This is a genomic window from Pseudomonas sp. MPR-R2A5, assembly GCF_058793055.1.
On record NZ_JBXAFK010000013.1, the window covers coordinates 25,121 to 50,213 of the forward strand.

Sequence of the window (25,093 nt, forward strand, 5' to 3'; positions counted from 1 at the left end):
CCTGGCAATAGCCATGTCCTGGTCGGCCCTGAGCGATCACTCTCAACCTTCGTCCGACAATACCAAGGTGGGTGAAACGATGACCGAATACTCTTTTTGGATCATCCTCATCACCCTCGTCTTACTCGCCGTATTGCTCGACAGAAAGATGAAGCGCCCTGCCCTCAGAACGTGGCTTGGGTTCGCCCTGATAGTGACAAGCCCAACACTTCTGTTTGGCGCCACGCGCTGGGTAACCGAGCTACAATTCGACAGCATTCCGGTGCTCGCTTTTAGCTACGGCATTCGCTTGCTGGTCACTCGAAACAGTTACCGCCTCCAACGCAACCCTCCCCCTCACCCACTCCTGCGTGCCCCCACCATGAACCTCGCCCCCAACTTCCCCGAAGACCCCGTGATGCAGCAGCTCCTGCAACTGCTGCACGAAGAAATCGGCCTGCCGAAACACAAGACCATCCGCCTGCAAACCTCACTCAATTTCGACCTGGGCTGTGACGGCAGTGAAGCCAAGCAACTCATGGAAGCACTGGAGCAGGAATTTGCCCTCGACCTGGGCGACTACGACACTTATCGTTACTTCAACCCACCGGTCTTTGACGTGTTCCTCAAGCGTCGAGCCAAGGGGCGTGGCGAAAAGGTCCCGCTGACCATCGGCATGCTCTACCTGGCGATCAAAACCCACAGCTGGGATACGCAGACGCTGGAAAACCTGAGCTGAGCGACCGTCGACTCCAGGCACACCATTGGATCTGCGCTAACCTGGCGAGCCGCGCTCAAAACAACAAGGACCTTACATGGATGTAACAATGGGCCTGCTGGCCGCCCTGCTCTGGGGTGGCACAGACTTTCTCGTGGGCCTTAACGCCCGGGCCGTGGGCGTTAAACGCGCGGTGTACTTCGGCCAAGCCCTCGGCGTCCTGATCATGACCCTGCTGCTGGTGATCTTCCCGGCCTTGCTTCTCAAGGCCCTGAACGCCTCCCTGAGCACCTGGCTGCTGGGCATTGCTGCCGCGCTGTTCACCGTCTCCGGCGCCCTCGCCCTGTCCAAGGCTTTCGCCTTGGGCAAAGCCGCCATCGTCGCGCCGCTGGTGACGTCCTACGGCGTCGTCACTACCCTGCTGTCCTGGGCGAGCGGCGAACACATCAGCCTGATCCAGCTCAGCTGCATTGTCCTGTGCGTCATCGGTGTAATCCTCTCCAGCATTCACAAGGACAACGGCGTCCCCCACAGCACGTCAAACCGCTCCATCGCCTACGCCATGCTCGCGGCGATGCTGTACGGCACCAGTTTCTGGTTGCAAGGCCGCTACACGCTACCGACGCTGGGAGCGATCACCATGCTCTGGCTCGGCTACCTGGTGGGCCTATGCGTGCTGGTGGTGATGGTGTTGAAGATCAAGGATGGCCTAAAGATCCCGCCGTTGAAAAACTGCGCGGCGCTGACCGGCGCGAGTGTGATGAACCTGGGTGGTTTCTCGGCGTTTTCGTGGGGGGCGATGGCAGGGTCGGTGTCAGTAGTGACGGTCATCAGTACGTTATCAGGCGGGATTGCGGCGATCCTGGGGTTTGTGTTTTTCAAGGAACGCTTGTCGGCGGTGCAGCTGCTGGGGGTTGTGCTGGTACTGGTCGGGGCCGTAGTCCTGCACCTTGCGCAATGATCAGCGCCCACAAAAAAGCCGCCCACTGGGGGCGGCTTTTTAACAGCGACTGACTCTTACAACTTCGGACCCGCAGCCTTGATCGCATCACTCACTTCAAACTTCTTGAAGTTCTCGATGAACAGGCCGGCCAGCGCCTTCGCTGCCTCGTCGTAAGCCGCCTTGTCAGCCCAGGTGTTACGTGGGTTCAACAGGCCAGTCTCAACACCCGGTACCGCCAACGGCACGTCCAGGTTGATGGTGTCGAGGTGCTCGGTTTCAACGCCGATCAGCGCGCCGCTCTGGATCGCTGCGATCACGCCGCGAGTGGTCGGGATGTTGAAGCGCTTGCCGACGCCGTAGCCGCCGCCGGTCCAGCCGGTGTTGACCAGGTAGACCTTGGAACCGAAGCCGCGGATGCGTTTGATCAGCAGCTCAGCGTACTCACCGGCAGGGCGTGGGAAGAACGGCGCGCCAAAGCAGGTGGAGAAGGTCGACTTGATGCCGCTGCCGGAACCCATTTCGGTCGAGCCCACCAGTGCGGTGTAGCCGGACAGGAAGTGGTAGGCCGCTTGTTCTTCGCTGAGGATGGACACTGGCGGCAGTACGCCGGTCAGGTCGCAGGTCAGGAAGATCACCGCGTTAGGCTCGCCACCAAGGTTCTTCTCGGAACGCTTGGCCACGTGCTCAAGCGGGTAGGCCGCGCGGCTGTTCTGGGTCAGGCTGACATCGGAGTAGTCGGCGTGCCCGGCCTCGTCGATGACGACGTTTTCCAGCACGGCGCCATGCTTGATGGCTTTCCAGATAACCGGCTCGTTCTTCTCGGACAGGTCGATGCACTTGGCATAGCAGCCGCCTTCGATGTTGAACACCACGCCTTCGCCCCAGCCGTGTTCGTCGTCACCGATCAGGTAACGGCTTTCGTCGGCAGACAGAGTGGTCTTGCCGGTGCCGGACAGGCCGAAGAACAGGGTCACGTCGCCTGCTTCGCCAATGTTGGCGGCGCAGTGCATCGGCAAAACGTCGGCAGCCGGCAGCAGGAAGTTCTGTACCGAGAACATGGCTTTTTTCATCTCACCGGCGTAGCGCATGCCGGCGATCAGCACTTTTTTCTGGGCGAAATTGAGGATCACGCAACCGTCGGAATTGGTGCCGTCACGCTCTGGCACGCATTCGAAGTTGGCCACGTTGAGCACTTGCCACTCGTCACGGCCGGCCGGGTTGTACTTGGCCGGGTTGATGAACAGGCAACGACCGAACAGGTTCTGCCAGGCAGTCTGGGTGGTCATCTTCACGGCCAGGTAGTGGTCTTCGGAAGCCCCTACATGCACGTGGGAAACGAAATGCTCTTGCGCGTTGTTGAACGCCTCGACACGCGCCCACAGGGCGTCGAACTTGTCGGCCGGAAACTTGCGGTTGATCGGGCCCCAGGCAATGGCGTCCTGGGTGGAAGGCTCTTCAACGATGAAACGGTCGACTGGCGAACGGCCGGTACGGTGACCGGTTTCTACGACCAGCGCGCCAGTATCGGCAAGCACGCCTTCACCGCGCTGCAGGGCTTCTTTGACCAGATCGTCAACACTCAGATCGGTGTATACGGCGTTATTGGCTTGCGTCATGAGGTTCCCCGTCGGCCTATGGCCGAGTGCTCCAAACGTTTTGTAGTAGAAAGTTGCGCACTACTACCGCGAAAAAAGTGGGCCGGATTATGCCAGAAAAGCCCAAAAAAAGTAGGGCCCTCCCGTCAGAACAGCGCTAATCCGGCATTTGTCAGGTGATTTACCTGTACTTAAACGTTTTAGTGGCGGGTATCGGAAGGGGTATCAATGCCCGCCCCGGCGAACAATTGAGCCACATCGGCAGCATCGAACAGGTAGCGCTCGTTGCAGAACTGGCAATCGATCTCGATATTTCCACCGTGCTCCACCACCAATGCCTGCGCATCTTCCAGGCCCAGGCTGACCAGCGCATTGGCCGAACGCTCGCGCGAGCAGCTGCAATTGAAGCGCAGGGACTGTGCATCGAACAGGCGTACAGCCTCTTCGTGGTAGAGGCGATGCAGGATGGTTTCGTTATCCAGGGCCAGCAGCTCTTCAGCGGTGAGGGTGCCCGCCAGGGCGGTCAGCTTGCGCCAGCTGTCGGTGCGCTCATCGTCGTCCTTGATGCGGTCGGCCGGCAATTGTTGCAACAACAGGCCACGGGCACACATGCCGTCGGCGTTGAGCCAGAACTTGGTGCCGACTTGCTGGGACATCACGAAATAGTTGGTGAAGCAATCCGACAGGGTTTCGCCGTCGAGGTCGACGATGCCCTGGTAGCGCTGGCCTTCGGTGGGGTCAACGGTAATTGCCAGCACGCCGTTGGCCATCAGGTCGGACAGGGTCGCGTCCGGGGCGATCAAGTCGGCGTCGTAACGGGCCAGGCCACGGATTTCCCGCTCGCTGGAACATTCGATCATCAGCATCGGAACAGGGCCTTCGGACCGCGCCTGAAGAATCAGCAAACCATCGAATTTCATGGTGCCTACCAGCAGCGAAGCCGCCGCCATCAACTCACCGAGCAGTTGCGCGACCGGCTCCGGATAGGGGTGCTTGGCAAGGACTTCGGCATAGCTGCGCTCCAGCGAGACCAGTTCGCCGCGGGCGTCGATCTCGTCGAAGATGAAGCGTTGGGTGAAGTCGGTATCCGGTAAATCAGTCATAGGTCTGGGTATCTGAATTGATGACAAATTGATGACAAGGTTTATAAAATTAAACGCTTTAGCACCAAATTGGTGCGGTTTTCTCCTGGCAACAGAGAGCTTATATAGAGCGAAGAGGGACAGTTTATGAACAATCCGGGTTTGTTCCAAGCCAAGTGGAACCTCCGGCGATGGGCTCTTTGCAATCTACTCGCTATCGGACTGCTGGTTTTTTGGCTGTGGCCCACGGGCCAGATGCTGTGTGTGATTTTCGACGAGTGGCTGTTTCACCTGCTCAATGACCCGCTGGCGACCAGCCCGACCTGGCTGCACACGTGGGCCGTAGCCAGTCTGCGGCCGTTTGATGCGGTGGTCGGGGTTATCTTGCTGACGTTGCTGATTCGCGGTGACTGGGTATTCAAGGCCGCGCAGGTGCGCCAGGCGACGTTAGGATTTGTCGGCATTCTGCTGCTGTTGCTGTTCATCCGCATGCTGTTTTCCAAACTCGCGGCACAGATGGGCTGGCAACACAGCAGCCCGTCGATGGTCATCAGCGGCGCCATTCAAATGAGTGACTTTTTCCCTGGCCTGGAGAAGGCCTGGGAGCTGAAAGACCGTTCGAGCCAGGGCTTCCCGGGGGACCATGCTTCGGTGTTGCTGATCTGGGGGATGTTCATGACCGTGTTCGCCAGGCGGGTTGGCCAGGTACTGGTGATCTGGGGCCTGGCGCTGTTGTTCATGATGCCGCGCCTGGTGGCGGGGGCGCACTGGGGCCAGGACGATTACATCGGCGGCGTGCTGCTGGCGTTGCTGGCGCTGGGGTGGGGGTATTACACGCCGTTTGCGGCGAAGGTGTCGGGCGCTTTGCTACACGTGACGGCGCCGCTGTTCGGCCTGTTTCAGCGAGTGCCGCTGATCGGTCGACTCAGTGTCGTAAGGGCAACGCATTAGCCTGCGGCGAGCGGGCTTGCCACAACAAGCCCGCCACCGTTCGACAAGGTTAATCATCATTGCCACTGCCGCGAAACTTGAACAGGTCGCGGCGCTGCTTCTTGCTCGGCTTGCCATCGGTGGTCATGCCGGTGGCACCTGCCTTGCGCATGGCCGCCGCATTTTCGCGCTTGGCGATGCTGGCTTCCGTTTCGACATACAGCGCTTGCGCTTCGGGTGCACCACGGCGAACGGTGGAAAGGGCCTGGACCACGACGGTCTTTTCTTCAAAACCTATACGAACCTGCAACTCATCGCCGATCCGCGGCTCCTTGCCCGGTTTGCAGCGCTCGCCGCGATGATGCACCTTGCCGCTCTCGATAGCGGCCTTGGCCAGGGCACGCGTTTTAAAGAAACGCGCCGCCCACAACCATTTGTCCAGACGGACTTTTTCTTCCTCTTCCTGCTTTTGAGCCACTTGAATTCCTCGCTCTGAAAAATGTCGCAACTTTACCGTTGAAACCCTTCGACGCATAAACCCCCAGGCTCACCTAAGATACGCCAGGTAGTAACTTGTTTACGCGAGGATATCCTGTGACCGAATTCCCGACTTCACTCACCTCGCCTGATCAACGCTGCGTGGGGTGCCAGCAAAGCGAACCCCTGGGCTTTGATTTCGCTTTCGCCTACCAGCCTATCGTAGACCTGCGTGACCATTCGATCTTTGCCCACGAGGCCCTGGTGCGCGGCACCCATGGCGAAGGGGCGCTGTCAGTGCTGGAGCAGATCAACGATAGCAACCGCTACCGTTTCGACCAGCGCTGCCGCACCCTGGCGATTGCCGGTGCCGCGGCACTGGGCATGCAAACCCGACTGTCCATCAACTTCATGCCCAATGCCGTCTATCGGCCCGAGCTGTGCATTCGCAGCACCCTGGAGGCAGCCCGGGCACATAACTTTCCACTGAACCAGCTGATTTTCGAGACACTGGAAAGCGAGCATGTAGATAACTATCGCCATTTGACCAATATTCTGCGTGAATACCGCGAATTCGGCTTCATGACCGCCATCGACGATTTCGGCGCGGGCTATTCGGGGCTGAATCTGCTGGCTGATTTCCAACCTGACCTGATCAAACTCGACATGGCGCTGATTCGCGATGTCGACCAGGATCGTGTCCGGCAGGTCATCGTCCAGGGGATTGTCACAATCTGTGAGCAGTTGGGGGTTACTGTCATCGCCGAAGGCATCGAAAGTGCCGGGGAGCGTGACTTCCTGTCCGACTGCGGAATATTTCTGATGCAGGGATACTGGTTCGCCAAACCCGCATTCAAAGCCCTGGCCGAGGTTACACCGAAGGCTTGGGCGAATTGACCGGTTACCCATATTGAAGACATTTGACCATTTGACCGTTGTGGGTCTGCGTGAGTGGGTAGCACTTCCCGACCTGGGAGTGGCTGGCCTGCGCGCCAAGATCGACACCGGTGCCAGCACCTCAAGCCTGCACGCCACCGACATCGAGCCTTTTGAGCGTGACGGTGAGAAGTGGGTGCGCTTTACCGCGCACCTGGGCAGCGTTGTACAACTGCGCCACCGCCGCTGCGAAGCACCCCTGGTGACGATGAAAACCATCAAGAGCTCCAACGGCCATGCGCAGGTGCGCTACGTGATCAGCACCACCTTGGCATTGGGTGATCGGGTGTGGCGAGTTGAGTTCACCCTGGCCTGCCGCAAGGCCATGCGTTACCGCCTGCTGCTGGGCTCCAAGGCGCTGATTGACGGCCACCTGGTGGTCAATCCCGGCGTCAAGTACGTTCAAGACAAGCCGGTGTTCCCGGTCTCTACAATTTCTACCCCAGGTGCTGCATGAAGATTGCTGTGCTGTCGCGAAACCCGCGTCTGTATTCCACCCGCCGCCTGGTCGAGGCCGGCACCGAGCGTGGCCATGAAATGGTGGTGATCGACACGTTGCGTGCCTACATGAACATTGCCAGCCACAAGCCGCAGATTCACTACCGCGGCAAGCCGCTGGAGGGATTCGATGCGGTGATCCCACGTATTGGCGCCTCGGTAACGTTCTATGGCTGCGCCGTGTTGCGCCAGTTTGAAATGATGGGGGTGTACCCGCTCAATGAATCGGTCGCCATCGCGCGCTCGCGGGACAAGCTGCGTTCCCTGCAACTGCTTTCGCGTCGCGGGATCGGCCTGCCGGTCACCGGGTTTGCCCACTCCCCCGACGATATCCCCGACCTGATCGAAATGGTCAACGGTGCACCGCTGGTGATCAAGGTGCTCGAAGGTACCCAGGGTATCGGTGTGGTGCTGTGCGAAACCGCGACGGCGGCCGAGTCGGTGATCGAAGCCTTCATGGGCCTCAAGCAGAACATCATGGTGCAGGAGTACATCAAGGAAGCCGGCGGTGCGGATATCCGCTGCTTCGTGGTGGGCGACAAGGTGATTGCAGCAATGAAGCGCCAGGCCAAGCCGGGTGAGTTCCGCTCCAACCTGCACCGGGGCGGCAGCGCCAGCCTGATCAAGATCACCCCGGAAGAGCGCATGACCGCGCTACGGGCGGCCAAGGTCATGGGGTTGAGCGTGGCGGGGGTGGATATCTTGCGTTCCAATCACGGGCCGCTGGTGATGGAAGTGAACTCATCGCCGGGCCTGGAAGGGATCGAGACTACCACCGGCAAGGATGTGGCGGGGATCATCATTCAGCACTTGGAGAAGAGTGGCGGGCCGAATATGACCAGGACCAAAGGCAAGGGCTAGCACCACCGCCCCTGACGCAATCTATAACCCAATGCGGGAGGGGCGGTGCGACAGCACCGCCCCTCCCCTATTTTGATCTGGGTTGTTTGCTAGACAGCGTCCCTGGGCAACATCAGCCCCAGCGGCAAGCGCACCCGCGCCTCCAGACCGCCGCCCTCACGGTTACGCAGTTCGACGTTACCGCCATGCATCGACGCAATCCGCCGCACAATCGCCAAGCCTAAACCGGTGCCCTTGCCACCCCGGGCACGGTCGCCACGGGTGAACGGGTTGAAGATGCCTTCCAGCTCCGCAGGGTCGATACCCGCTCCTCGGTCCATCACGCTCAGCACCACATAAGGCGCTGCGCTGTCGCCGGACACATATGCCGCTACTTCCACATCGGAACCGGCGTGGTGCAAGGCGTTTCCGATCAGGTTGTTCAACAGGCGCTTCATGGAAACCCGGCGCAACGCGAACGGCTGGATCGGCTCCAGACGCATACGCACCTGTTCGCCATTCTGGTTGTAGGGCGCCACCACCTCGCGCACCAGGTCGGTGAGGTCGACTTCTTCCACGACTTCATCACGGCCATCGCGGATAAACGCCAGGAACTGGTCGAGAATCGCGTCCATATCCTCGATATCGCGCACCATGTCATCGGTCAGGTCGGTATGGTTGCCCATCAGTTCCAGGGACAAGCGCAATCGCGTCAACGGCGTACGCAAGTCATGGGACACCCCCGCCAGCATGAGCTCGCGTTCGCGCCCGGCCTGTTCGACGTCCTCCGCCATCTGGTTGAACGCGCCATACACCTCGGTCATCTCGCTGGGAGTATCGCTGACCGGCAGGCGCACGCTGCGCCCCTGCCCCAGCTGGCGGGCGGCAAATACCAGGCGTTTGAGAGGCTGGTTGAGCTGACGCACAAAGATCCACGCCGACGCCGTCGAGAGCAGGCCGATGGCCAGGAACCAGCCCAACACGTTCCAGATCTTCTGTCCCCGCAGTGGGTGCGGGTACAGCGGTACTTTCAACCAGTCTTCACCCAGGCTCGGCGCGCGCACCCACAACGCTGGAGAAACGTGCATACGCAACCGAACCTCGGTGTCTTCACCCAGCTCCGCCTGCATCTGGCGCTGGTAGATTTCACTGTAGGGCCAATGCTGTTCTCCCTCCGGCACACCCGCGCCGGCGACGCGCACGAGGGTGGCCGCCTTGGCGATCTTCTCGCGGTTCTCGGGATCGGCGGCCCAATAGGCACGCAATGTCAGTGCAACGCCGTGGCTGTATTGTCGATCCACCAGCACGTCCTCGTTCATCAATAGATAAACCAGCGTCAGTGCCTTGGAGAACAGAACGACGATCAGCACCAGCCAAAGGGTGCGGGAGAAAAAACTTTGGGGGAACCACAGCGGGGTTTTCATAGAAGACAGCTAGACACCTTGCAGGAACGAGCAGCGCTCGCAGAATTGCAGACGCCGGGTATCCCGTCGACCCTCATCGGGCCAATCGCCAGGATACCCGCCCCTGCAAATCATTGGTCACTTGGTTGCGGTGCCATCCGGCACGAACACGTAACCCACACCCCATACCGTCTGGATATACCGCGGCTTGGATGGGTCCGGCTCGATCATGCGGCGCAGACGGGAAATCTGCACGTCGATGGAGCGTTCCAGGGCATCCCACTCGCGGCCACGGGCCAGGTTCATCAGCTTGTCGCGGGTCAGCGGCTGGCGCGCGTTCATCACCAGGGCCTTGAGCACGGCGAATTCACCGGTAGTCAGCATGTGAACTTCGTCACCACGCTTGAGTTCACGGGTGGCCAGGGACAGCTCATAGTCGCCAAAGGTGACGCTTTCGTCTTCACTGCCCGGAGCACCCGGTACCGAAGGTGCCTGGCGACGCAATACGGCCTTGACCCGCAACATCAACTCGTCAGGGTTGAACGGTTTGGCCAGATAGTCATCAGCGCCCAGTTCCAGGCCCTTGATGCGGCTCAGCTCATCACCCTTGGCAGTCAGCATGATGATGGGAATCTGGTTGTTTGCGCTGCGCAGGCGTTTGCAGGCGGTGAGGCCGTCTTCGCCAGGCAACATCAGGTCGAGTACGACCAGGTTGAACACTTCACGCCCCAGCAGGCGGTCCATCTGCTCGGTATTCGGTACCGCGCGGGCACGATAGCCCTTGGAGTTGAAAAAGCGCTCCAGCAGGCTGCTCAGCCCCGGATCGTCGTCAACGATGAGAATTTTTTCGCCTTCAGCAGTTTGTGCAGTGCTGCTCATTGGATGCTCCTCTTATCTCGGCGCGCATTATGGCGTAGCTGCCGTTATACGCACCGTGTGCATTGTTAGCAGATTTTTCCTCTACCGCCAGCGAACCCGTGCCCTGCCTCACATTTGGCGCAGTACCCCCCAAGGGCAGAACGCTGGTTATAATGCGGCGCCTTCGTGCAGGGCAACGTCAGATCGTTACCGCTTACTGCCGGGCTTTTTTCACCCGCTTGTCGTGATTTTTTCGATTTCGAGGGTCAATAGGCAGCCTCTTGACCCAGGCAGCGGCGCCAGTCGGGCCGCTCAACCAGCCTCGCAAGGCCTTGTTTTCCGGGCCTGCGAGCTGCTTCTAAGAATTTCAGGTGGTTTTATGGACAGCATCAACAGCCGCATCGCCGAAGAACTCGGCGTACGCCCACAACAGGTCGAAGCGGCCGTCGCTCTACTGGATGAAGGCTCCACGGTGCCCTTCATCGCCCGTTACCGAAAAGAAGTGACCGGCAGCCTCGACGACATCCAGTTGCGACACTTGGAAGAACGCCTGCGCTACCTGCGAGAACTCGACGAACGGCGCATCAGTATCCTCGCCAGCATCGAGGAACAGGGCAAGTTGACCCCGCAATTGGAACGCGACATCAAGCTCGCCGACACCAAGACCCGCCTCGAAGACCTTTACCTGCCCTACAAACAGAAGCGCCGCACCAAGGGCCAGATCGCCCTGGAGGCCGGCCTGGGCGAGCTGGCCGACGGCCTGTTCAACGACCCGTCGCTGACCCCGGAGACCGAAGCCGCGCGCTTCATCAACGCCGAAAAAGGCGTCGCCGATGTGAAGGCCGCCCTCGAAGGCGCCAAGTACATCCTGATGGAGCGTTTCGCCGAAGACGCCAACCTGCTGGAAAAACTGCGCAATTACCTGAAACAGGAAGCCACCCTCAGCGCCCGCGTCATCGCCGGCAAAGAGGAAGAAGGCGCCAAGTTCCGTGACTATTTCGAACACGACGAACCGCTGAAAAGCATGCCGTCCCACCGCGCCCTGGCGATTTTCCGCGGCCGCAACGAAGGCATTCTCAGCTCCGCACTGAAAGTCGGCGACGAACTGCCCGGTACCATGCACCCGTGCGAAGGCATGATCGGCCAGCAATTCGGCATCCAGAACCAGAACCGTCCTGCCGACAAGTGGCTCGGTGAAGTGGTGCGCTGGACCTGGAAGGTCAAGCTCTACACCCACCTGGAAACCGACCTGCTCGGCGAGCTGCGCGACGGTGCCGAAACCGAGGCGATCAACGTATTCGCCCACAACCTGCATGACCTGCTGCTGGCCGCCCCGGCCGGCCCGCGCGCCACACTGGGCCTCGACCCGGGCCTGCGCACCGGCTGCAAGGTCGCCGTGGTCGACGCCACCGGCAAGTTGCTGGACCACGCCACCGTGTACCCCCACGTACCGCACAACAAGTGGGACCAGACCCTCGCGATCCTGGCCGCCCTGTGCGCCAAGCACGCCGTGGACCTGATCGCCATCGGCAACGGCACCGCCAGCCGTGAAACCGACAAGCTGGCCGCCGAACTGATCAAAAAATACCCAGCAATGAAGATGACCAAGGTGATGGTCTCCGAGGCTGGCGCATCGGTGTATTCGGCGTCGGAGCTGGCGTCCAAGGAATTCCCGGACCTCGATGTGTCGATCCGTGGCGCCGTGTCCATCGCCCGTCGCCTGCAGGATCCATTGGCCGAGCTGGTGAAGATCGACCCTAAATCCATCGGCGTCGGCCAGTACCAGCACGACGTGTCGCAGCTGAAACTGGCGCGCGGCCTGGATGCGGTCGTGGAAGACTGCGTGAACGCCGTGGGCGTGGACGTGAACACCGCCTCCGTCGCACTGCTGGCGCGTATCTCCGGGCTCAACGCCACCCTGGCCCAGAACATCGTGACCCATCGCGACGAAAACGGTGCGTTCAAGACCCGCGCCGCGCTGAAAAAAGTCGCCCGCCTGGGTGAAAAAACCTTCGAACAGGCCGCCGGCTTCCTGCGCGTCATGAACGGCGACAACCCACTGGACGCCTCGGCGGTCCACCCGGAAGCCTACCCGCTGGTCCAACGCATTGCCGCCGAGACCGACCGCGATATCCGTTCGCTGATCGGCGATGCCGCATTCCTCAAGCGCCTGGACCCGAAGAAGTACACCGATGAAACCTTCGGCGTACCGACCATCACCGACATCCTGCAAGAGTTGGAGAAACCTGGCCGCGACCCGCGTCCCGAGTTCAAGACCGCCGAGTTCCAGGATGGCGTCGAAGACCTCAAGGACCTGCAACTGGGCATGATCCTCGAAGGCGTGGTGACCAACGTGACCAACTTCGGCGCCTTCGTGGACATCGGCGTGCATCAGGACGGCTTGGTGCATATCTCTGCACTTTCGGAGAAGTTCATCAAGGACCCGCGCGAAGCGGTGAAAGCCGGTGATGTGGTCAAGGTCAAGGTCATGGAAGTCGACATCCCGCGCAAACGCGTCGGCCTGTCGATGCGCATGAGCGACACCCCCGGCGAGAAAATCGACGGCGCACGTGGCGCACGCCCAGGCTCGGCCCCCCGGCAGTCGCAGAACAACGCGCCGCGCAAGGAAACCGCGACCGCCGCCCCGGCCAACAACGCCATGGCTTCGCTGTTCGCCAATGCCAAGCAGTTGAAGAAGCGCTGATGGAGATCCCAGCCGGCTTGACCCAGAGCGCGTTCAGCGAGCTGATCGGCTGCCGCCTGCAACGCCTGGAGCCAGGCGTTGCCGAGGTGGCCCTGACCCTGGAGCCGCACTTGCGCAACCGCGCAGGCAAGCTCCATGGCGGGGCGATTTTCAGCCTGGTGGACATCACCATGGGGCTGGCGTGCTCCAGTTCCCATGGGTTCGACCAGCAGAGCGCGACCATCGAGTGCAAGATCAACTACATCCGCGCCGTGGAAGACGGTGATGTGCTGTGCACCTCCCGAGTGATCCACGCAGGCCGTCGCACGCTGGTGGTCGAGGCTGACGTGTACCAGGACGAAAGACTTGTCGCAAAAGCGCAAGGCACCTTCGCTGTCCTATAGCTCCCCACCCTCGATTTGAGTTAATTTCGGCGCTGCGATAACGGCGTCGGAATTTTCTTGCTGCGCTATAGCCCAATTCATGGAGTGAAGTAGGCTTTTTCAAAGCGAGTCAAATCGACTCAAAACCAGGCGATAACGCCAGTTTTAACTTCACCCTTGTAGACCGTCCTGCCCACCCCCATATTGGGGCGACTGACGCGTGAAGGAATCCAACTTGAGCGAACTTCTCAACCGCCGCCTGGCCCTGCTCGGCAAGCGCGAACACCTCTCCCTGCTAGAGCATTGCCTGCATGGCATCGAGCGCGAATGCCTGCGTGTCACCAGTGAGGGACGCCTGGCGCAAACCCCGCACCCTGAAGCCCTGGGCGCCGCGTTGACCCATGAGCAGATCACCACCGACTACTCGGAATCGCTGCTGGAGTTCATTACACCAGCCCTGCCCAACCCGGCCGATACCCTGAGCAGCCTGGACAAGATCCATCGCTTCGCTTATTCCAAGCTCGGCAGCGAATACCTGTGGAGCCCCTCGATGCCGTGCCCGTTGCCGGCCGAGGAAGATATTCCGATTGCCTACTACGGCACCTCCAATATCGGCCAGCTCAAGTATGTGTACCGCAAGGGCCTGGCCTTGCGTTACGGCAAGACCATGCAATGCATCGCCGGGATTCACTACAACTTCTCGTTGCCGGAACAGCTGTGGCCACTGCTCAAGGAAACCGAAGGTTTTGTTGGCACCGACCGCGACTACCAGTCCGACGCCTATATCGCGCTGATCCGTAACTTCCGCCGCTACAGCTGGCTGCTGATGTACCTGTTCGGCGCCTCGCCGGCCCTGGACGCCGGCTTCCTGCGCGGGCGCTCGCACCAACTGGAAGTGCTGGATGCCGACACCCTGTACCTGCCGTACGCCACCAGCCTGCGCATGAGCGACCTGGGTTACCAGAGCAACGCCCAGGCCGGCCTGACGCCGTGCTACAACGACCTCGCCAGCTACACCGACAGCCTGCGCAAGGCAGTCGCAACGCCCTACGCGCCCTACGTCGAAATCGGCACCCACAAGGATGGTGAATGGGTTCAGCTCAACACCAACATCCTGCAGATCGAAAACGAGTACTACTCCAACATCCGCCCCAAGCGCGTGACCTACACCGGCGAGCGGCCGATCCAGGCGCTGATGGCGCGCGGCATCCAGTACATCGAAGTGCGTTGCCTGGACATCAACCCGTTCCTGCCGATGGGCATCGACCTGCCGGAGTCGCGCTTCCTCGACGCCTTCCTGTTGTATTGCGCGCTGAACGACAGCCCGTTGTTCGCCAACAACGAGTGCGGCAACGCCACCTCCAACTTCCTCAGCGTGGTCAAGGAAGGCCGCCGCCCCGGCCTGCAATTGCAGCGCAAGGGCCAGGCCGTGGACATGAAGGAATGGGCCACCGAGTTGCTGGAGCAGATAGCGCCCCTGGCAGCCCTGCTTGATGAAAGCCACGGCATCACCGAGCACAGCCAGGCGCTGGACGCTCAGTTGGCCAAGGTCAACGACCCGTCGCTGACCCCCTCGGCCCAAGTGCTGGCGGCGATGGCCGAACGCAAGGAAAGCTTCGCGCAGTTCTCCCTGCACCAAAGCGAGGTGCATGCCGAGCATTTCCGCCAGGAGCCACTGCCAGCTGCTGAGCAGGCGCGCTTTGAAGAGCTGGCGCGCACGTCGCTGGCACAACAGGCGGAACTGGAGCAGAACGAAGTGGGCGACTTTGATGTGTTTGTCGGGTCGTACCAGGCGAGCATCCTCGCCATCAGTAACTAAGAACCTACTCGGTCCCCTGTGGCAGGGGGCTTGCCCTAATGCCAGCGTAAATCGCCTTCTGTAGGAGCGAGGGGGACGCCTAGTTCTTGCTCGCGAAAAACTCACAGGCGCCGCGTTCATTCACGACACGCGCGTTATCGTTGAGGTTTTTCGCGAGCAAGAACTAGGCGTCCCCCTCGCTCCTACAAAAAAGCCTTAACTGACTGGCATTCGGGCTTGCCCCCTCCCACATTTGCCTTCTTCAATCTCAAGATCAGCCTCAACTTTTCTCCACATAAGCTAATTCGAAAATGTTATTTATTTTCGGATTCTTAGATCATTTAGTCTCCTCACATGCCGACCCTCGGCCGCTTGATTGAGGAGCTTCCCCTTGAAACTGCTTACCCCTCTGCGCCTCTTGGCGGCGTTGTCCCTGGCCGGTGCCAGCCTGTTTGCCCAGGCGGCGGATGTGACCATCGCCTACCAGACCACCGTGGACCCGGCCAAAGTCGCCCAGGCCGACGGTGCTTATGAAAAAGCCACCCACGCCAAGATCGACTGGCGCAAATTCGACAACGGCGCCGATATCATCGCCGCCATCGCCTCCGGCGATGTGCAAATCGGCTACCTCGGTTCCAGCCCGCTGACCGCTGCGATCACACGCAAAGTGCCAGTGGAAACCTTCCTCGTCGCCACCCAGATCGGCGGTGCCGAAGCCCTGGTGGCGCGCAACGGTTCCGGGATCAACGGCCCCCAGGACCTGATCGGCAAGAAAGTCGCGGTACCGTTCGTATCCACCGGCCACTACAGCCTGTTGGCCGCGTTGAAGCATTGGAATATCGACCCGTCGAAAGTCACCATCCTCAACCTCGCACCACCGGCAATCATCGCCGCCTGGAAGCGCGGTGATATCGACGCCACCTACGTGTGGGACCCAGCCCTGGGCGTAGCCAAGGAAAACGGCAAGGTGCTGATCACCTCCGGCGAACTGGCCAAGTTCGGTGCGCCCACCTTCGATGCGTGGATCGTGCGTAAGGACTTTGCCGAGAAACACCCGGAAATCGTCAGCGCGTTCGCCAAAGTCACGCTCGACGCCTACGCCGAGTACCGCAAAGACCCACAAGCCTGGCTGGCCGACAAAGGCAACGTCGACAAGCTGGTGAAACTCTCCGGCGCCAAGGCCAGCGACATCCCGTTGCTGCTGCAAGGCAACGTCTACCCGCTGGCCGCTGACCAGGTGACCCTGCTGGGCGCACCGACCACCAAGGCGGTGACCGATACCGCCGCGTTCCTCAAGGAACAAGGCAAGGTCGAGGCCGTGCTGCCGGACTACGCCCCTTACGTCAGCGCCAAGTTCATCACCCACTGATTCAAGGAGTTCATCGCGATGGCCTTGCTACAACTGGAGCGCATCAGCGCACAGTACCCAGGCGCCACAGAACCGGTACTGGCTGACATTTCACTGAACCTTGGGCCTCAGCAATTGCTGGTGGCCCTCGGCCCGTCCGGCAGTGGCAAGACTTCGCTGTTGAACCTGATCGCCGGCTTTGTCGAACCTTCTGCCGGGCGCATCACCCTCGATGGCATACCGGTCAAAGGCCCCAGCGCCGAACGCGGCGTGGTGTTCCAGGACGACGCCCTGCTGCCCTGGCAGGACGTGCTGGCCAACGTCGGTTTTGGCCTTGAGCTGGCCGGCGTGCCCAAGGCGCAACGCGAAACGCGTGCGCGGGAAATGCTCGCGCTGGTGGACCTGGCCGGTTTTGACAGCCGCCGCATCTGGCAACTGTCAGGCGGGCAGAAACAGCGCGTGGGCCTGGCTCGCGCCCTGGCGGCAGATCCTCGCGTATTGCTGATGGACGAACCCTTCGGTGCCCTCGATGCCTTCACCCGCGAGCAGATGCAGGAGCTGTTGCTGCAAGTCTGGAAGCGCACGGCCAAGCCGACCTTCCTGATTACCCATGACATCGAAGAGGCCGTGTTTCTTGCCACCGACCTGATCCTGCTGGCGCCCAACCCAGGCCAGATCGTCGAGCGCCTGCACCTGGACTTCGGCCAGCGCTACGCGGCCGGTGAAGCGGCGCGTGCGATCAAGTCCGACCCACGCTTTATCGAAACCCGCGAACACGTGCTGGGCAAAGTGTTCTCGCAACGGCAGGTGTCCGCATGAGCAGCTACGAACTCCCCGCCACCGCTGCAAAGCCGGTAGCGCACGTGGTTATCCCCGCGCGTCGCAGCTTGAGCACACGCTGGATCAGCCTGCTGACCCTGGTCGCCTTGCTGGCGATCTGGTGGGCGGTGACCGCCACGGGCTTGATCGAACCGCTGTTCCTGCCGCCGCCATCCGCCGTGCTGCAAAAGGGCTGGTTGCTGGCGACCTCCGGCTACATGGATTCCACTCTGTGGCAGCACCTGGGCGCGAGCCTCAGCCGTATCGGCCTGGGCTTGGGCTTTGCGGTGTTGACCGCCGTGCCCGTGGGTATTGCCATCGGTTCCAACCGCATTGCCCGCGGCATTCTCGACCCGCTGATCGAGTTCTACCGGCCGATTCCGCCCCTGGCCTACCTGCCGTTGATCGTGATCTGGTGCGGTATCGGCGAGCTGTCCAAGGTGTTGCTGATTTACCTGGCGATCTTTGCGCCGATCGCCATCGCCACCGCGACCGGTGTGCGCACCGTCGACCCGGCCAAGCTGCGCGCCGCGCAGTCATTGGGCGCCACCCGCGCGCAGTTGATCCGCCATGTGATCCTGCCCAGCGCGCTGCCGGACATTCTCACCGGCGTGCGCATTGGTTTAGGGGTGGGCTGGTCGACCCTGGTCGCCGCCGAGTTGATCGCCGCCACCAGCGGCCTGGGTTTCATGGTGCAGTCAGCGGCGCAATTCCTGGTCACCGATGTGGTGGTGCTTGGCATTCTGGTGATCGCACTGATCGCCTTCGCCATGGAAATGGGCCTGCGCGCCCTGCAGCGTAAATTAGTGCCATGGCACGGCCAGGCACATTAAGTGAGAACAGCATGAGCAGCCTGACCGTTACCCCATTGAGCACCGCCCTGGGCGCCCAGATCAGTGGCGTGGATATCACCCAACCGCTGAACATCGAACAACGCGACGCCATCGAACAGGCGTTGCTCACCCACTCCGTGCTGTTCTTCCGCGACCAGCCGATCACGCCGCAGCAACAGGCGCGGTTTGCGGCGAATTTCGGCGACCTGCACATCCACCCGATCTACCCCAACGTGCCGGAACAGCCCGAAGTGCTGATCCTCGACACCGCCGTCACCGACGTACGCGACAATGCCGTATGGCACACCGACGTGACCTTCCTGCCCACCCCTGCCCTCGGCGCGGTGTTGAGTGCCAAGCAGTTGCCCGCGTTTGGTGGCGACACGTTGTGGGCCAGTGGCATTGCCGCGTACGAGGCGTTGTCGGAGCCGTTGAAAGTGCTGCTCAACGGGCTGACGGCAACCCATGACTTCATCAAGTCCTTCCCGCTGGAGCGCTTCGGCAACACCACCGAAGACCTGGCGCGCTGGGAAGAAACCCGCAAGAAGAACCCACCGCTGTCACACCCTGTGGTGCGCACGCATCCGGTGAGTGGGCGCAAGTCGCTGTTCGTCAGTGAGGGCTTCACCACCAGGATCAATGAGCTTGAGCCTGCTGAAAGCGAGGCGATCCTCAAGCTGTTGTTCGCCCATGCGACCCGCCCGGAGTTCACCATTCGCTGGCGCTGGCAGGAAAATGACGTGGCGTTCTGGGATAACCGCGTAACCCAGCATTACGCGGTGGATGACTACCGGCCGCAACGGCGGGTGATGCATCGGGCGACGATTCTTGGGGATGTGCCGTTCTAGTCGCCACACTGAAAATCAAATGAGGGAGGGGGCTTGCTCCCTCCCTCATTGACCCAGTGCAGCCGGGTTATTCAGCGCTGGATGGCTTTTCCCACAAGTTGATCCCGCCTTCCTGCGCAAACCGATCGATCTCCGCCAGTTCCTCGGCGGTGAAGCTCAAGTTCTTCAACGCCCCGACGTTCTCGATGATCTGCTCCGGCCGGCTTGCACCGATCAGCGCGCTGGTCACCCGAGGGTCACGCAAGGTCCAGGCCAGCGCCAGTTGCGCCAGGCTTTGGCCACGGCGCTGGGCGATTTCGTTCAGTGCACGTACGTGGGCGATGTTGGTTTCAGACAGGTGCTTGGCCTGCAACGAACCGCCACCCGGACGGTTGACCCGGGCGTCGGCCGGCACGCCGTTGAGGTACTTGTCGGTGAGCAGGCCCTGGGCCAGCGGCGTGAATGCGATCACCCCGGCGCCGAGTTCTTCGGTGGTGTCCAGCAGGTCTTTTTCCACCCAGCGGTTAAGCAGGTTATAGGCCGGTTGGTGGATCAGCAGCGGCACTTTCCACTCTTTGAGCAGGGTGGCGATTTCGCGGGTTTTCACACCGGAGTAAGAAGAGATACCGATGTACAGCGCCTTGCCCTGTTGCACGGCGGTGGCGAGGGCGCTGGCGGTTTCTTCCAGGGGGGTGTCGGCGTCGAAGCGGTGGGAGTAGAAAATATCCACGTAGTCGACGCCCAGGCGTTGCAGGCTCTGGTCCAGGCTTGCCAGCACATATTTGCGCGAGCCGCCGCCCTGGCCGTAAGGGCCCGGCCACATGTCCCAACCGGCTTTGCTGGAGATGATCAATTCGTCGCGGTAGTGCTTGAAGTCTTCGCGCAGCAAACGGCCGAAGTTGATCTCGGCGCTGCCGTAGGGTGGGCCGTAGTTGTTGGCCAGGTCGAAGTGGTTGATCCCAAGGTCGAACGCGGTGCGCAACAGGGCGCGTTGTGTGTCGATCGGGGTGCTGTCGCCAAAGTTGTGCCACAGGCCCAGGGACAGTGCCGGCAGCACCAGTCCACTGCGGCCTACGCGGCGATACGGGATAGATTCATAGCGGTTTTCGGCAGCAATGTAAGTCATCGAATCCTCTCTTGGACGTAGGCAAATAAGGCCTGGGAATAACGATATTCCCAGGCCTTTTAACCAGCTGAATCGCTTAAGTCTGCCTTTCCGTTTTACAGCAATTGCCTACCAGAGGGGAACGACATAGCTGACATAGAAGCGGTTTTCGTCCTGCACCGTGGCGCCGGTAATGTCCGGGCTGGCGTGCGCGTTTTTCCATGTGACACCAAGGCCCTTGAGGGTCCCGGTCGGCACTTGATAGGCCACGGCCACGTTACGTTCCCATTCGCTGGTGGTGCCTTGGGCAGTGCGGATGTCATCGCCGTGGGCATAGGCAGCGGAGAACGTCAGGCCGTTGAGGCCAAGCTTGCCGAAGTCATATTTGTATTGCGCCAGCCAGGTGCGCTCACCCGCGTGCTGGAATTTGTTCAACTGCATGTTGGTCAACGCCGGAGTGTCGGCACCCGAGCCAGGCCCTTGCCGGTTATCGCCGCTGTTCAGGCCGGAATCCAGGTACGGGAAGTCGCTGTCGCCACTGTTTTTCTGGATGCCCAGGCCGACGGTATGGCCCTCCAGGCTGTAGCTTTCCAGCAGGCTGACGGTGGACTGGTTGATGCGCCCCTTGGTGCTGCCATCGCCATATAAACCGGCGCCGGCAAAGTCTTTGTCGCCATCGGCGTTACCGCCTACCCCCAGGCTGCGGAACACGCGTACATCGGTGTCGATCGCACCGACTGACAAGGCGTCATGGCGCTTGGCGCCGAGGAAGAACTGCTGGTAGTAATCCTCAAGGTTGGAGTACCACAAGCTGACAGTGGTGTTCTGTAGGCCGGTGTAGTCCGCACCGCCGAACAGGAAGCGGTCACTTTCTTTGGTCCCGCCGGCGGTGATCATGCCCTGGTCGCCGGTTTCGTTGCGGATCTTGGTCTTGAAAATATCGCCGCCGGTGAAGGTAAAGTCACTGAGGTCCTTGGACACCAGTTGCACACCGGTGTTGGTCTGCTGGTACAGGCGCCCGTCGGTGTTGGCCAGCACCGGGTTGTTGCCGTACAGCGTGCCAACGCGCAACTCATCCTTGGCAAAGCGCATCTTGAAAGTCGGGCTGAGCACACCGAATTGGTCGGCGGACTTGCCGTTGTCCAGCGGGAACATGCTGCCAGGGTAGCGGCCCTGGTGGTCCTTGTCGTTGAGGTCGCCGCCGGAATCCAGCTTCAAGCCGTAGAACGCTTGCAGGTCCAAGCCAAAGCCAACCGGCCCCTCGGTGTAGCCCGATTTGAAGTTGAACTCGAACCCCTGGCCCCAATCCCGAATGCTGTGGGCCTTGGCATTGCTGCCAACCACGTCACGCCCCTGCTGGTTGAGGTAGCGGTTGAGCAGGGTCACGTCGGCGTGGCTGTCATCGATAAAATCGGCATGGGCAGACAGCATAAAGCTCGCCATGGCGGCTCCCACCACAGGGCTTAAAAACGTCTTCATGGGTACCGGTCTCCGTCACTGTTCTGAAATGAAAGCGTCAAACGCTTCACACAATTACGCAGTGGCCAGATGACAGTTACGCGTCAAAACGGCGCGCAGGCGGATGAAATTAAATTTAAGAAAGCCCGTGAATTCAGGGCCTTGCGCGGTTTTTTGTGGGAGGGGGCCAGCCCCCTCCCACAAACGGCTAGCGAACCAAGTGCAAAAACTGCAGGTGCCGCTCGTACTGGTCGAGGATGTCGTTGATGATCTGCTCCTTGGTGTAGCCCACCAGGTCGTAGTCCTGGCTGCCCTCGCTCAAGTGCACTTCCGCGCGGTAGTAGCGACGGTTGTTGATCTCTTTGGAACCCATGCCGCCACGGGCAAACGACGGCGTGAAGTAGCCGCGCATCTGCACCTGGTAGATGAACGGGTGCTCCTCGCCGTGGCCGATTTCCAGGCTGACGCTGTCGTTGGAAGGATCGGGCTGAGTCACGACCGAGAGCCCCTTCTCGACAAACACCGCTGTCACTTCTTCGATCGCCGGGCGCACGGTCGATTCGAGGAAGCGGTACACCTCGTCCCGCGATGGGAAGTGCACCGCCTGGCTCAGGCGCTGGCGCCAACCGCCCTTGCCTTTGCGCGAGGCCGACACCGGCGCCAGCGAATGCAACTGGGCGATGCGCTTTTGCGATTCGAGGTAGAAGGCCTTGTGCAGCCCCCACATCATCAGCAAGAGGATCAGCGAGAACGGCAATGAGGTCAGCACCACGGCCGACTTCAGCGAGTCGATGCTGCCGGCAAACAACAACGCACTGGTGACCAGCGCGGTCATGGCGCCCCAGAACACCCGCAGCCATTTCGGCCCGTCTTCATCGGCGTTGCCGCCCTTGGACGACAGGGTTGAGAGCACCACCGTGCCGGAGTCGGCCGACGTGACGAAGAACACGAAGCTGATAAACACCGTGACCGCGATGACGGTTTTGCTCCACGGGTAGGTTTCCAGCAGCAGGTAGAGGCTCATCGAGGGGTCATCGATGGCCGACTGACCGAGCGCGGTCATCCCGTGGTTGAGCACCTGGTCGATAGCGCTGTTGCCGAAAATCGACATCCACGCCAGGGTGAAACCCAGCGGGATCAGCAGCACGCCGAACACGAATTCGCGGATGGTCCGGCCACGGGAAATCCGTGCGATAAACAGGCCCACGAACGGTGACCATGCGATCCACCAGGCCCAGTAGAACACCGTCCAGCCGCCCAGCCAGTCGCTCGGTTTGTCGTAGGCGTACACATCGAAACTCTTGGTCGGCAGCGCACCCAGGTAATCACCGATGTTCTGGATCAGGGTGTTGAGCAAGTGCTGGGTGGGGCCGGCAAACAACACGAACAGCAGCAGCGCGCAGGCCAGCAGCATGTTGATGTCGGACATCACCCGCACACCCTTGTCGACGCCGGCCACGGCGACGAGGATCGCCGCGCCCATCATCAAGGTGATCAAGCCGACCTGGATCCACTGCGTGTGGGCAACCCCGAACAGGTAGTCGAGGCCGGAGTTGAGGTGCAGCACGCCAAAGCCCATGTCGGCACCCAGGCCAAACACCGTGGCGATGATGCCGAAGCCGTCCACCGCATAGCCGATAGGGCCATTGATGCGTTTGCCGATCAGCGGGTACAGCGCCGAGCGCAGGGCCAGCGGCAGGTTATGCCGGTAGGCGAAGTACGCCAGGGCCATGCCGACAAAGGCAAACACCCCCCAACCATGCAGGCCCCAGTGCAGGAAGAGAATCTGCATAGCCTGGCGCGCGGCATCGGCATTCATCGCTTCGCCCTGGGGCGGTTGCACCAGGTGGGTCAGCGGCTCGGAAACGCAGAAGAAAAACAGCGTGATGCTGATGCCGGCGGCGAACAGCATGCCGGCCCAGGACAGGTAACTGAATTCGGGCTCGTCGTGGTCGGCACCGAGTTTTATCTTGCCGTAGCCCGATAACGCGGTGACCACCACGAAGACCAGATACAGGGTCATCGCCAGCATGTAGTACCAGCCGACCGTATTGGCCGCCCAGTTTTGCGCCGCCAGCAGCCAGGCACCAGCCTGTTGCGGGATAGCGATGACAGTGATGCCGAACAGCAGGATGAAGGTCGCGGCAAAGTAGAAGACGGGCGCATTCATGCGCACCAGGCCGCTGGCTGGGGTGGACGATGCACTCATGAACGATGCACCCCGAGGGTGAAGGATGTGGCTGTGAATAACGGACTCAGCAAAGGTAAGCCTCCTGTTGTGAGCGGGCAGCGAACCACCGGTTTAACTTGAACGAGCATTCAAGTTAAACATGGATAGGCAGTCTGGGACTAATCGCAGGGCCGAGTGGTAGGGGATTCCTACATCAGCTCAAGGATTGGTATGACGGGTGGGAGAGGCAAATCGTTCAGCGATTACTGACTGAAATACGGCTCAACTTTGCAATGCAGTCACAAAATGTGGGAGGGGGCTTGCCCCCGATAGCGGTGTGTCAGTCACAGATGCATTGACTGAACCACCTATATCGGGGGCAAGCCCCCTCCCACAGGGTTGTGTGTGATTTTCAAGACCGGCGCTATTTCTGCGCCCCATCATCATGCTGCAAATTCGCCTGCGTAATATTCGCCCCCGCCGGCACACTGCGGGTCAGCCACACGTTGCCGCCAATGGTCGAACCCTTGCCGATGGTGATCCGCCCGAGGATCGTCGCCCCGGCATAGATCACCACGTCATCCTCGACAATCGGATGGCGCGGATGGCCCTTCTGCAACTGCCCATCTTCATCTGCCGGGAAACGCTTGGCGCCAAGGGTCACGGCCTGGTAGATGCGCACCCGCTCACCGATGATCGCGGTTTCGCCGATCACCACGCCGGTCCCATGGTCGATAAAGAAGCTTGGGCCAATCTGCGCGCCGGGGTGAATGTCGATGCCCGTGGCCGAGTGGGCGATTTCCGCGCTGATCCGCGCCAAAAGCGGCAGGCCGGCCCGGTACAGATGGTGCGCCAGGCGATGGTGAATCACCGCGAGGATCCCCGGATAGCACAGCAGCACTTCGTCCACGCTGCGCGCGGCAGGGTCGCCGTGGTAAGCGGCCAGCACGTCGGTGTCGAGCAGGCTGCGCAGGGACGGCAAGGCCAGGGCGAAGTCCTGGATCAAGCGGATGGCAAGGGCGTCGACGTCGCTGTCGTCCTGGCCGCTTTGCCGGGCGGCATAGCGCAGTTCCAGGCGCGCCTGAGCGAGCAAGGCGTTGAGGGCAACATCGAGGGTATGCCCGACGTAGAAATCTTCACTCTCTTCACGCAGGTCCACCGGCCCCAGGCGCATCGGGAACAGCGCACCACACAGCGCTTCAAGAATCTGCGCCACCGCTTCGCGCGAGGGCAGCTCACGCCCGCCGTGCTCGCCGCTCAAACGGCCATTGCGCGCACGCCACTGGTCACGGGCGCCGCGCAGTTGGCTGACGATGGTCTGTAATTGCCAATGACTGGAACGCTCACTCACGGTATTCACTCCTGACGAAATGGCCATCACTTTACGGTATGCACCCCGGCCGCCCTTAA

Annotated in this window: 22 protein-coding genes; 13 read left to right on the top strand and 9 right to left on the bottom strand. The window is 60.9% G+C overall.

The window, feature by feature from the left end:
* Positions 1-361 precede the first annotated feature (361 nt).
* On the top strand, positions 362-718 hold the full coding sequence (locus AC1Q6I_RS11965; protein ID WP_017848567.1) for a DUF1493 family protein: 357 nt from the start codon (positions 362-364) through the stop codon (positions 716-718).
* Between the two features lie 88 nt (positions 719-806).
* Positions 807-1,658, top strand: coding sequence for a DMT family transporter (locus AC1Q6I_RS11970; RefSeq protein WP_069075034.1), 852 nt, complete (start codon positions 807-809; stop codon positions 1,656-1,658).
* 56 nt (positions 1,659-1,714) lie between these two features.
* Here the strand turns inward: AC1Q6I_RS11970 and AC1Q6I_RS11975 are convergent, their stop codons facing one another.
* Both AC1Q6I_RS11975 and hslO read right to left on the bottom strand, forming a co-directional pair.
* Positions 1,715-3,256: a phosphoenolpyruvate carboxykinase gene (locus AC1Q6I_RS11975; RefSeq protein ID WP_024072808.1), complete on the bottom strand. Its 1,542-nt coding sequence runs from the start codon at positions 3,254-3,256 to the stop codon at positions 1,715-1,717.
* Between the two features lie 179 nt (positions 3,257-3,435).
* Positions 3,436-4,338, bottom strand: a complete 903-nt coding sequence (hslO, locus tag AC1Q6I_RS11980) for an Hsp33 family molecular chaperone HslO (protein ID WP_024072807.1) — start codon at positions 4,336-4,338, stop codon at positions 3,436-3,438.
* 126 nt (positions 4,339-4,464) lie between these two features.
* On the opposite strand from hslO, the gene AC1Q6I_RS11985 reads away from it, so the two are divergent.
* Positions 4,465-5,268 (top strand): phosphatase PAP2 family protein, encoded by an 804-nt coding sequence (locus AC1Q6I_RS11985; RefSeq protein ID WP_102625248.1) that lies wholly within the window; start codon positions 4,465-4,467, stop codon positions 5,266-5,268.
* A gap of 49 nt (positions 5,269-5,317) precedes the next feature.
* Here AC1Q6I_RS11985 and AC1Q6I_RS11990 read toward each other — a convergent pair whose 3' ends face one another.
* Entirely contained in the window at positions 5,318-5,725 is a 408-nt protein-coding gene (locus AC1Q6I_RS11990; protein ID WP_024072805.1) for an RNA-binding S4 domain-containing protein, read from the bottom strand.
* 116 nt (positions 5,726-5,841) lie between these two features.
* Between AC1Q6I_RS11990 and rimA the strand changes: the two genes are divergently transcribed.
* Genes rimA through rimK form a run of 3 tightly spaced genes read left to right on the top strand, consistent with a single transcriptional unit; the run spans position 5,842 to position 8,019 of the window.
* Positions 5,842-6,621 (top strand): S6 modification regulatory phosphodiesterase RimA, encoded by a 780-nt coding sequence (gene rimA / locus AC1Q6I_RS11995; RefSeq protein WP_024072804.1) that lies wholly within the window; start codon positions 5,842-5,844, stop codon positions 6,619-6,621.
* 13 nt (positions 6,622-6,634) lie between these two features.
* Positions 6,635-7,117 carry a retropepsin-like aspartic endopeptidase RimB gene (gene rimB / locus AC1Q6I_RS12000; protein ID WP_024072803.1) on the top strand — a complete coding sequence of 161 codons (483 nt, stop codon included), beginning with the start codon at positions 6,635-6,637 and terminating at the stop codon, positions 7,115-7,117.
* The gene (gene rimK / locus AC1Q6I_RS12005; protein WP_024072802.1) at positions 7,114-8,019 is read left to right on the top strand and encodes a 30S ribosomal protein S6--L-glutamate ligase; all 906 of its coding nucleotides are present in this window, start codon (positions 7,114-7,116) and stop codon (positions 8,017-8,019) included. Before rimB ends, rimK begins: the two co-directional genes overlap by 4 nt.
* A gap of 89 nt (positions 8,020-8,108) precedes the next feature.
* Here the strand turns inward: rimK and AC1Q6I_RS12010 are convergent, their stop codons facing one another.
* Positions 8,109-9,422, bottom strand: a complete 1,314-nt coding sequence (locus AC1Q6I_RS12010; protein ID WP_024072801.1) for an ATP-binding protein — start codon at positions 9,420-9,422, stop codon at positions 8,109-8,111.
* A 117-nt stretch (positions 9,423-9,539) separates the two neighbouring features.
* Positions 9,540-10,280 carry an osmolarity response regulator transcription factor OmpR gene (ompR, locus tag AC1Q6I_RS12015; protein ID WP_024072800.1) on the bottom strand — a complete coding sequence of 247 codons (741 nt, stop codon included), beginning with the start codon at positions 10,278-10,280 and terminating at the stop codon, positions 9,540-9,542.
* 358 nt (positions 10,281-10,638) lie between these two features.
* On the opposite strand from ompR, the gene AC1Q6I_RS12020 reads away from it, so the two are divergent.
* The 7 genes from AC1Q6I_RS12020 (at position 10,639) to tauD (ending at position 18,971) form a co-directional block, all read left to right on the top strand.
* A complete protein-coding gene (locus AC1Q6I_RS12020; protein ID WP_102625249.1) occupies positions 10,639-12,963 on the top strand; it encodes a Tex family protein in 2,325 nt (774 codons plus the stop codon).
* Positions 12,963-13,346: a PaaI family thioesterase gene (locus tag AC1Q6I_RS12025; RefSeq protein ID WP_024072798.1), complete on the top strand. Its 384-nt coding sequence runs from the start codon at positions 12,963-12,965 to the stop codon at positions 13,344-13,346. Before AC1Q6I_RS12020 ends, AC1Q6I_RS12025 begins: the two co-directional genes overlap by 1 nt.
* A gap of 214 nt (positions 13,347-13,560) precedes the next feature.
* Entirely contained in the window at positions 13,561-15,144 is a 1,584-nt protein-coding gene (gshA, locus tag AC1Q6I_RS12030; protein ID WP_069075036.1) for a glutamate--cysteine ligase, read from the top strand.
* 370 nt (positions 15,145-15,514) lie between these two features.
* A complete protein-coding gene (tauA, locus tag AC1Q6I_RS12035) occupies positions 15,515-16,492 on the top strand; it encodes a taurine ABC transporter substrate-binding protein (protein ID WP_024072796.1) in 978 nt (325 codons plus the stop codon).
* A gap of 18 nt (positions 16,493-16,510) precedes the next feature.
* A complete protein-coding gene (tauB, locus tag AC1Q6I_RS12040; protein WP_102625250.1) occupies positions 16,511-17,290 on the top strand; it encodes a taurine ABC transporter ATP-binding subunit in 780 nt (259 codons plus the stop codon).
* Positions 17,287-18,123 carry a taurine ABC transporter permease TauC gene (gene tauC, locus AC1Q6I_RS12045; protein WP_102625251.1) on the top strand — a complete coding sequence of 279 codons (837 nt, stop codon included), beginning with the start codon at positions 17,287-17,289 and terminating at the stop codon, positions 18,121-18,123. The genes tauB and tauC overlap by 4 nt, the downstream gene beginning before the upstream one ends.
* 11 nt (positions 18,124-18,134) lie before the next feature.
* Positions 18,135-18,971, top strand: a complete 837-nt coding sequence (tauD, locus tag AC1Q6I_RS12050) for a taurine dioxygenase (RefSeq protein ID WP_102625252.1) — start codon at positions 18,135-18,137, stop codon at positions 18,969-18,971.
* 67 nt (positions 18,972-19,038) lie between these two features.
* On the opposite strand, the gene mgrA is transcribed toward tauD, so the two are convergent.
* The 4 genes from mgrA to epsC form a co-directional block, all read right to left on the bottom strand.
* On the bottom strand, positions 19,039-20,076 hold the full coding sequence (gene mgrA / locus AC1Q6I_RS12055; RefSeq protein WP_102625253.1) for an L-glyceraldehyde 3-phosphate reductase: 1,038 nt from the start codon (positions 20,074-20,076) through the stop codon (positions 19,039-19,041).
* Positions 20,077-20,184: 108 nt separating this feature from the next.
* Positions 20,185-21,534: an OprD family outer membrane porin gene (locus AC1Q6I_RS12060; RefSeq protein ID WP_024072791.1), complete on the bottom strand. Its 1,350-nt coding sequence runs from the start codon at positions 21,532-21,534 to the stop codon at positions 20,185-20,187.
* 187 nt (positions 21,535-21,721) lie between these two features.
* On the bottom strand, positions 21,722-23,683 hold the full coding sequence (gene betT, locus AC1Q6I_RS12065; RefSeq protein ID WP_172831369.1) for a choline transporter BetT: 1,962 nt from the start codon (positions 23,681-23,683) through the stop codon (positions 21,722-21,724).
* Between the two features lie 424 nt (positions 23,684-24,107).
* Positions 24,108-25,034, bottom strand: coding sequence for a serine O-acetyltransferase EpsC (epsC, locus tag AC1Q6I_RS12070; protein WP_041160815.1), 927 nt, complete (start codon positions 25,032-25,034; stop codon positions 24,108-24,110).
* Between the last annotated feature and the right edge of the window lie 59 nt (positions 25,035-25,093).

Bases quoted from the DNA above. Each gene is read 5' to 3' on its own strand.
- AC1Q6I_RS11965 (WP_017848567.1), top strand. From the start codon at position 362: ATGAACCTCGCCCCCAACTTCCCCGAAGACCCCGTGATGCAGCAGCTC.
- AC1Q6I_RS11970 (WP_069075034.1), top strand. From the start codon at position 807: ATGGGCCTGCTGGCCGCCCTGCTCTGGGGTGGCACAGACTTTCTCGTG.
- AC1Q6I_RS11975 (WP_024072808.1), bottom strand. From the start codon at position 3,256: ATGACGCAAGCCAATAACGCCGTATACACCGATCTGAGTGTTGACGAT.
- hslO (WP_024072807.1), bottom strand. From the start codon at position 4,338: ATGACTGATTTACCGGATACCGACTTCACCCAACGCTTCATCTTCGAC.
- AC1Q6I_RS11985 (WP_102625248.1), top strand. From the start codon at position 4,465: ATGAACAATCCGGGTTTGTTCCAAGCCAAGTGGAACCTCCGGCGATGG.
- rimK (WP_024072802.1), top strand. From the start codon at position 7,114: ATGAAGATTGCTGTGCTGTCGCGAAACCCGCGTCTGTATTCCACCCGC.
- AC1Q6I_RS12010 (WP_024072801.1), bottom strand. From the start codon at position 9,422: ATGAAAACCCCGCTGTGGTTCCCCCAAAGTTTTTTCTCCCGCACCCTT.
- ompR (WP_024072800.1), bottom strand. From the start codon at position 10,280: ATGAGCAGCACTGCACAAACTGCTGAAGGCGAAAAAATTCTCATCGTT.
- AC1Q6I_RS12020 (WP_102625249.1), top strand. From the start codon at position 10,639: ATGGACAGCATCAACAGCCGCATCGCCGAAGAACTCGGCGTACGCCCA.
- AC1Q6I_RS12025 (WP_024072798.1), top strand. From the start codon at position 12,963: ATGGAGATCCCAGCCGGCTTGACCCAGAGCGCGTTCAGCGAGCTGATC.
- tauB (WP_102625250.1), top strand. From the start codon at position 16,511: ATGGCCTTGCTACAACTGGAGCGCATCAGCGCACAGTACCCAGGCGCC.
- tauC (WP_102625251.1), top strand. From the start codon at position 17,287: ATGAGCAGCTACGAACTCCCCGCCACCGCTGCAAAGCCGGTAGCGCAC.
- tauD (WP_102625252.1), top strand. From the start codon at position 18,135: ATGAGCAGCCTGACCGTTACCCCATTGAGCACCGCCCTGGGCGCCCAG.
- mgrA (WP_102625253.1), bottom strand. From the start codon at position 20,076: ATGACTTACATTGCTGCCGAAAACCGCTATGAATCTATCCCGTATCGC.
- AC1Q6I_RS12060 (WP_024072791.1), bottom strand. From the start codon at position 21,534: ATGAAGACGTTTTTAAGCCCTGTGGTGGGAGCCGCCATGGCGAGCTTT.
- betT (WP_172831369.1), bottom strand. From the start codon at position 23,683: ATGAATGCGCCCGTCTTCTACTTTGCCGCGACCTTCATCCTGCTGTTC.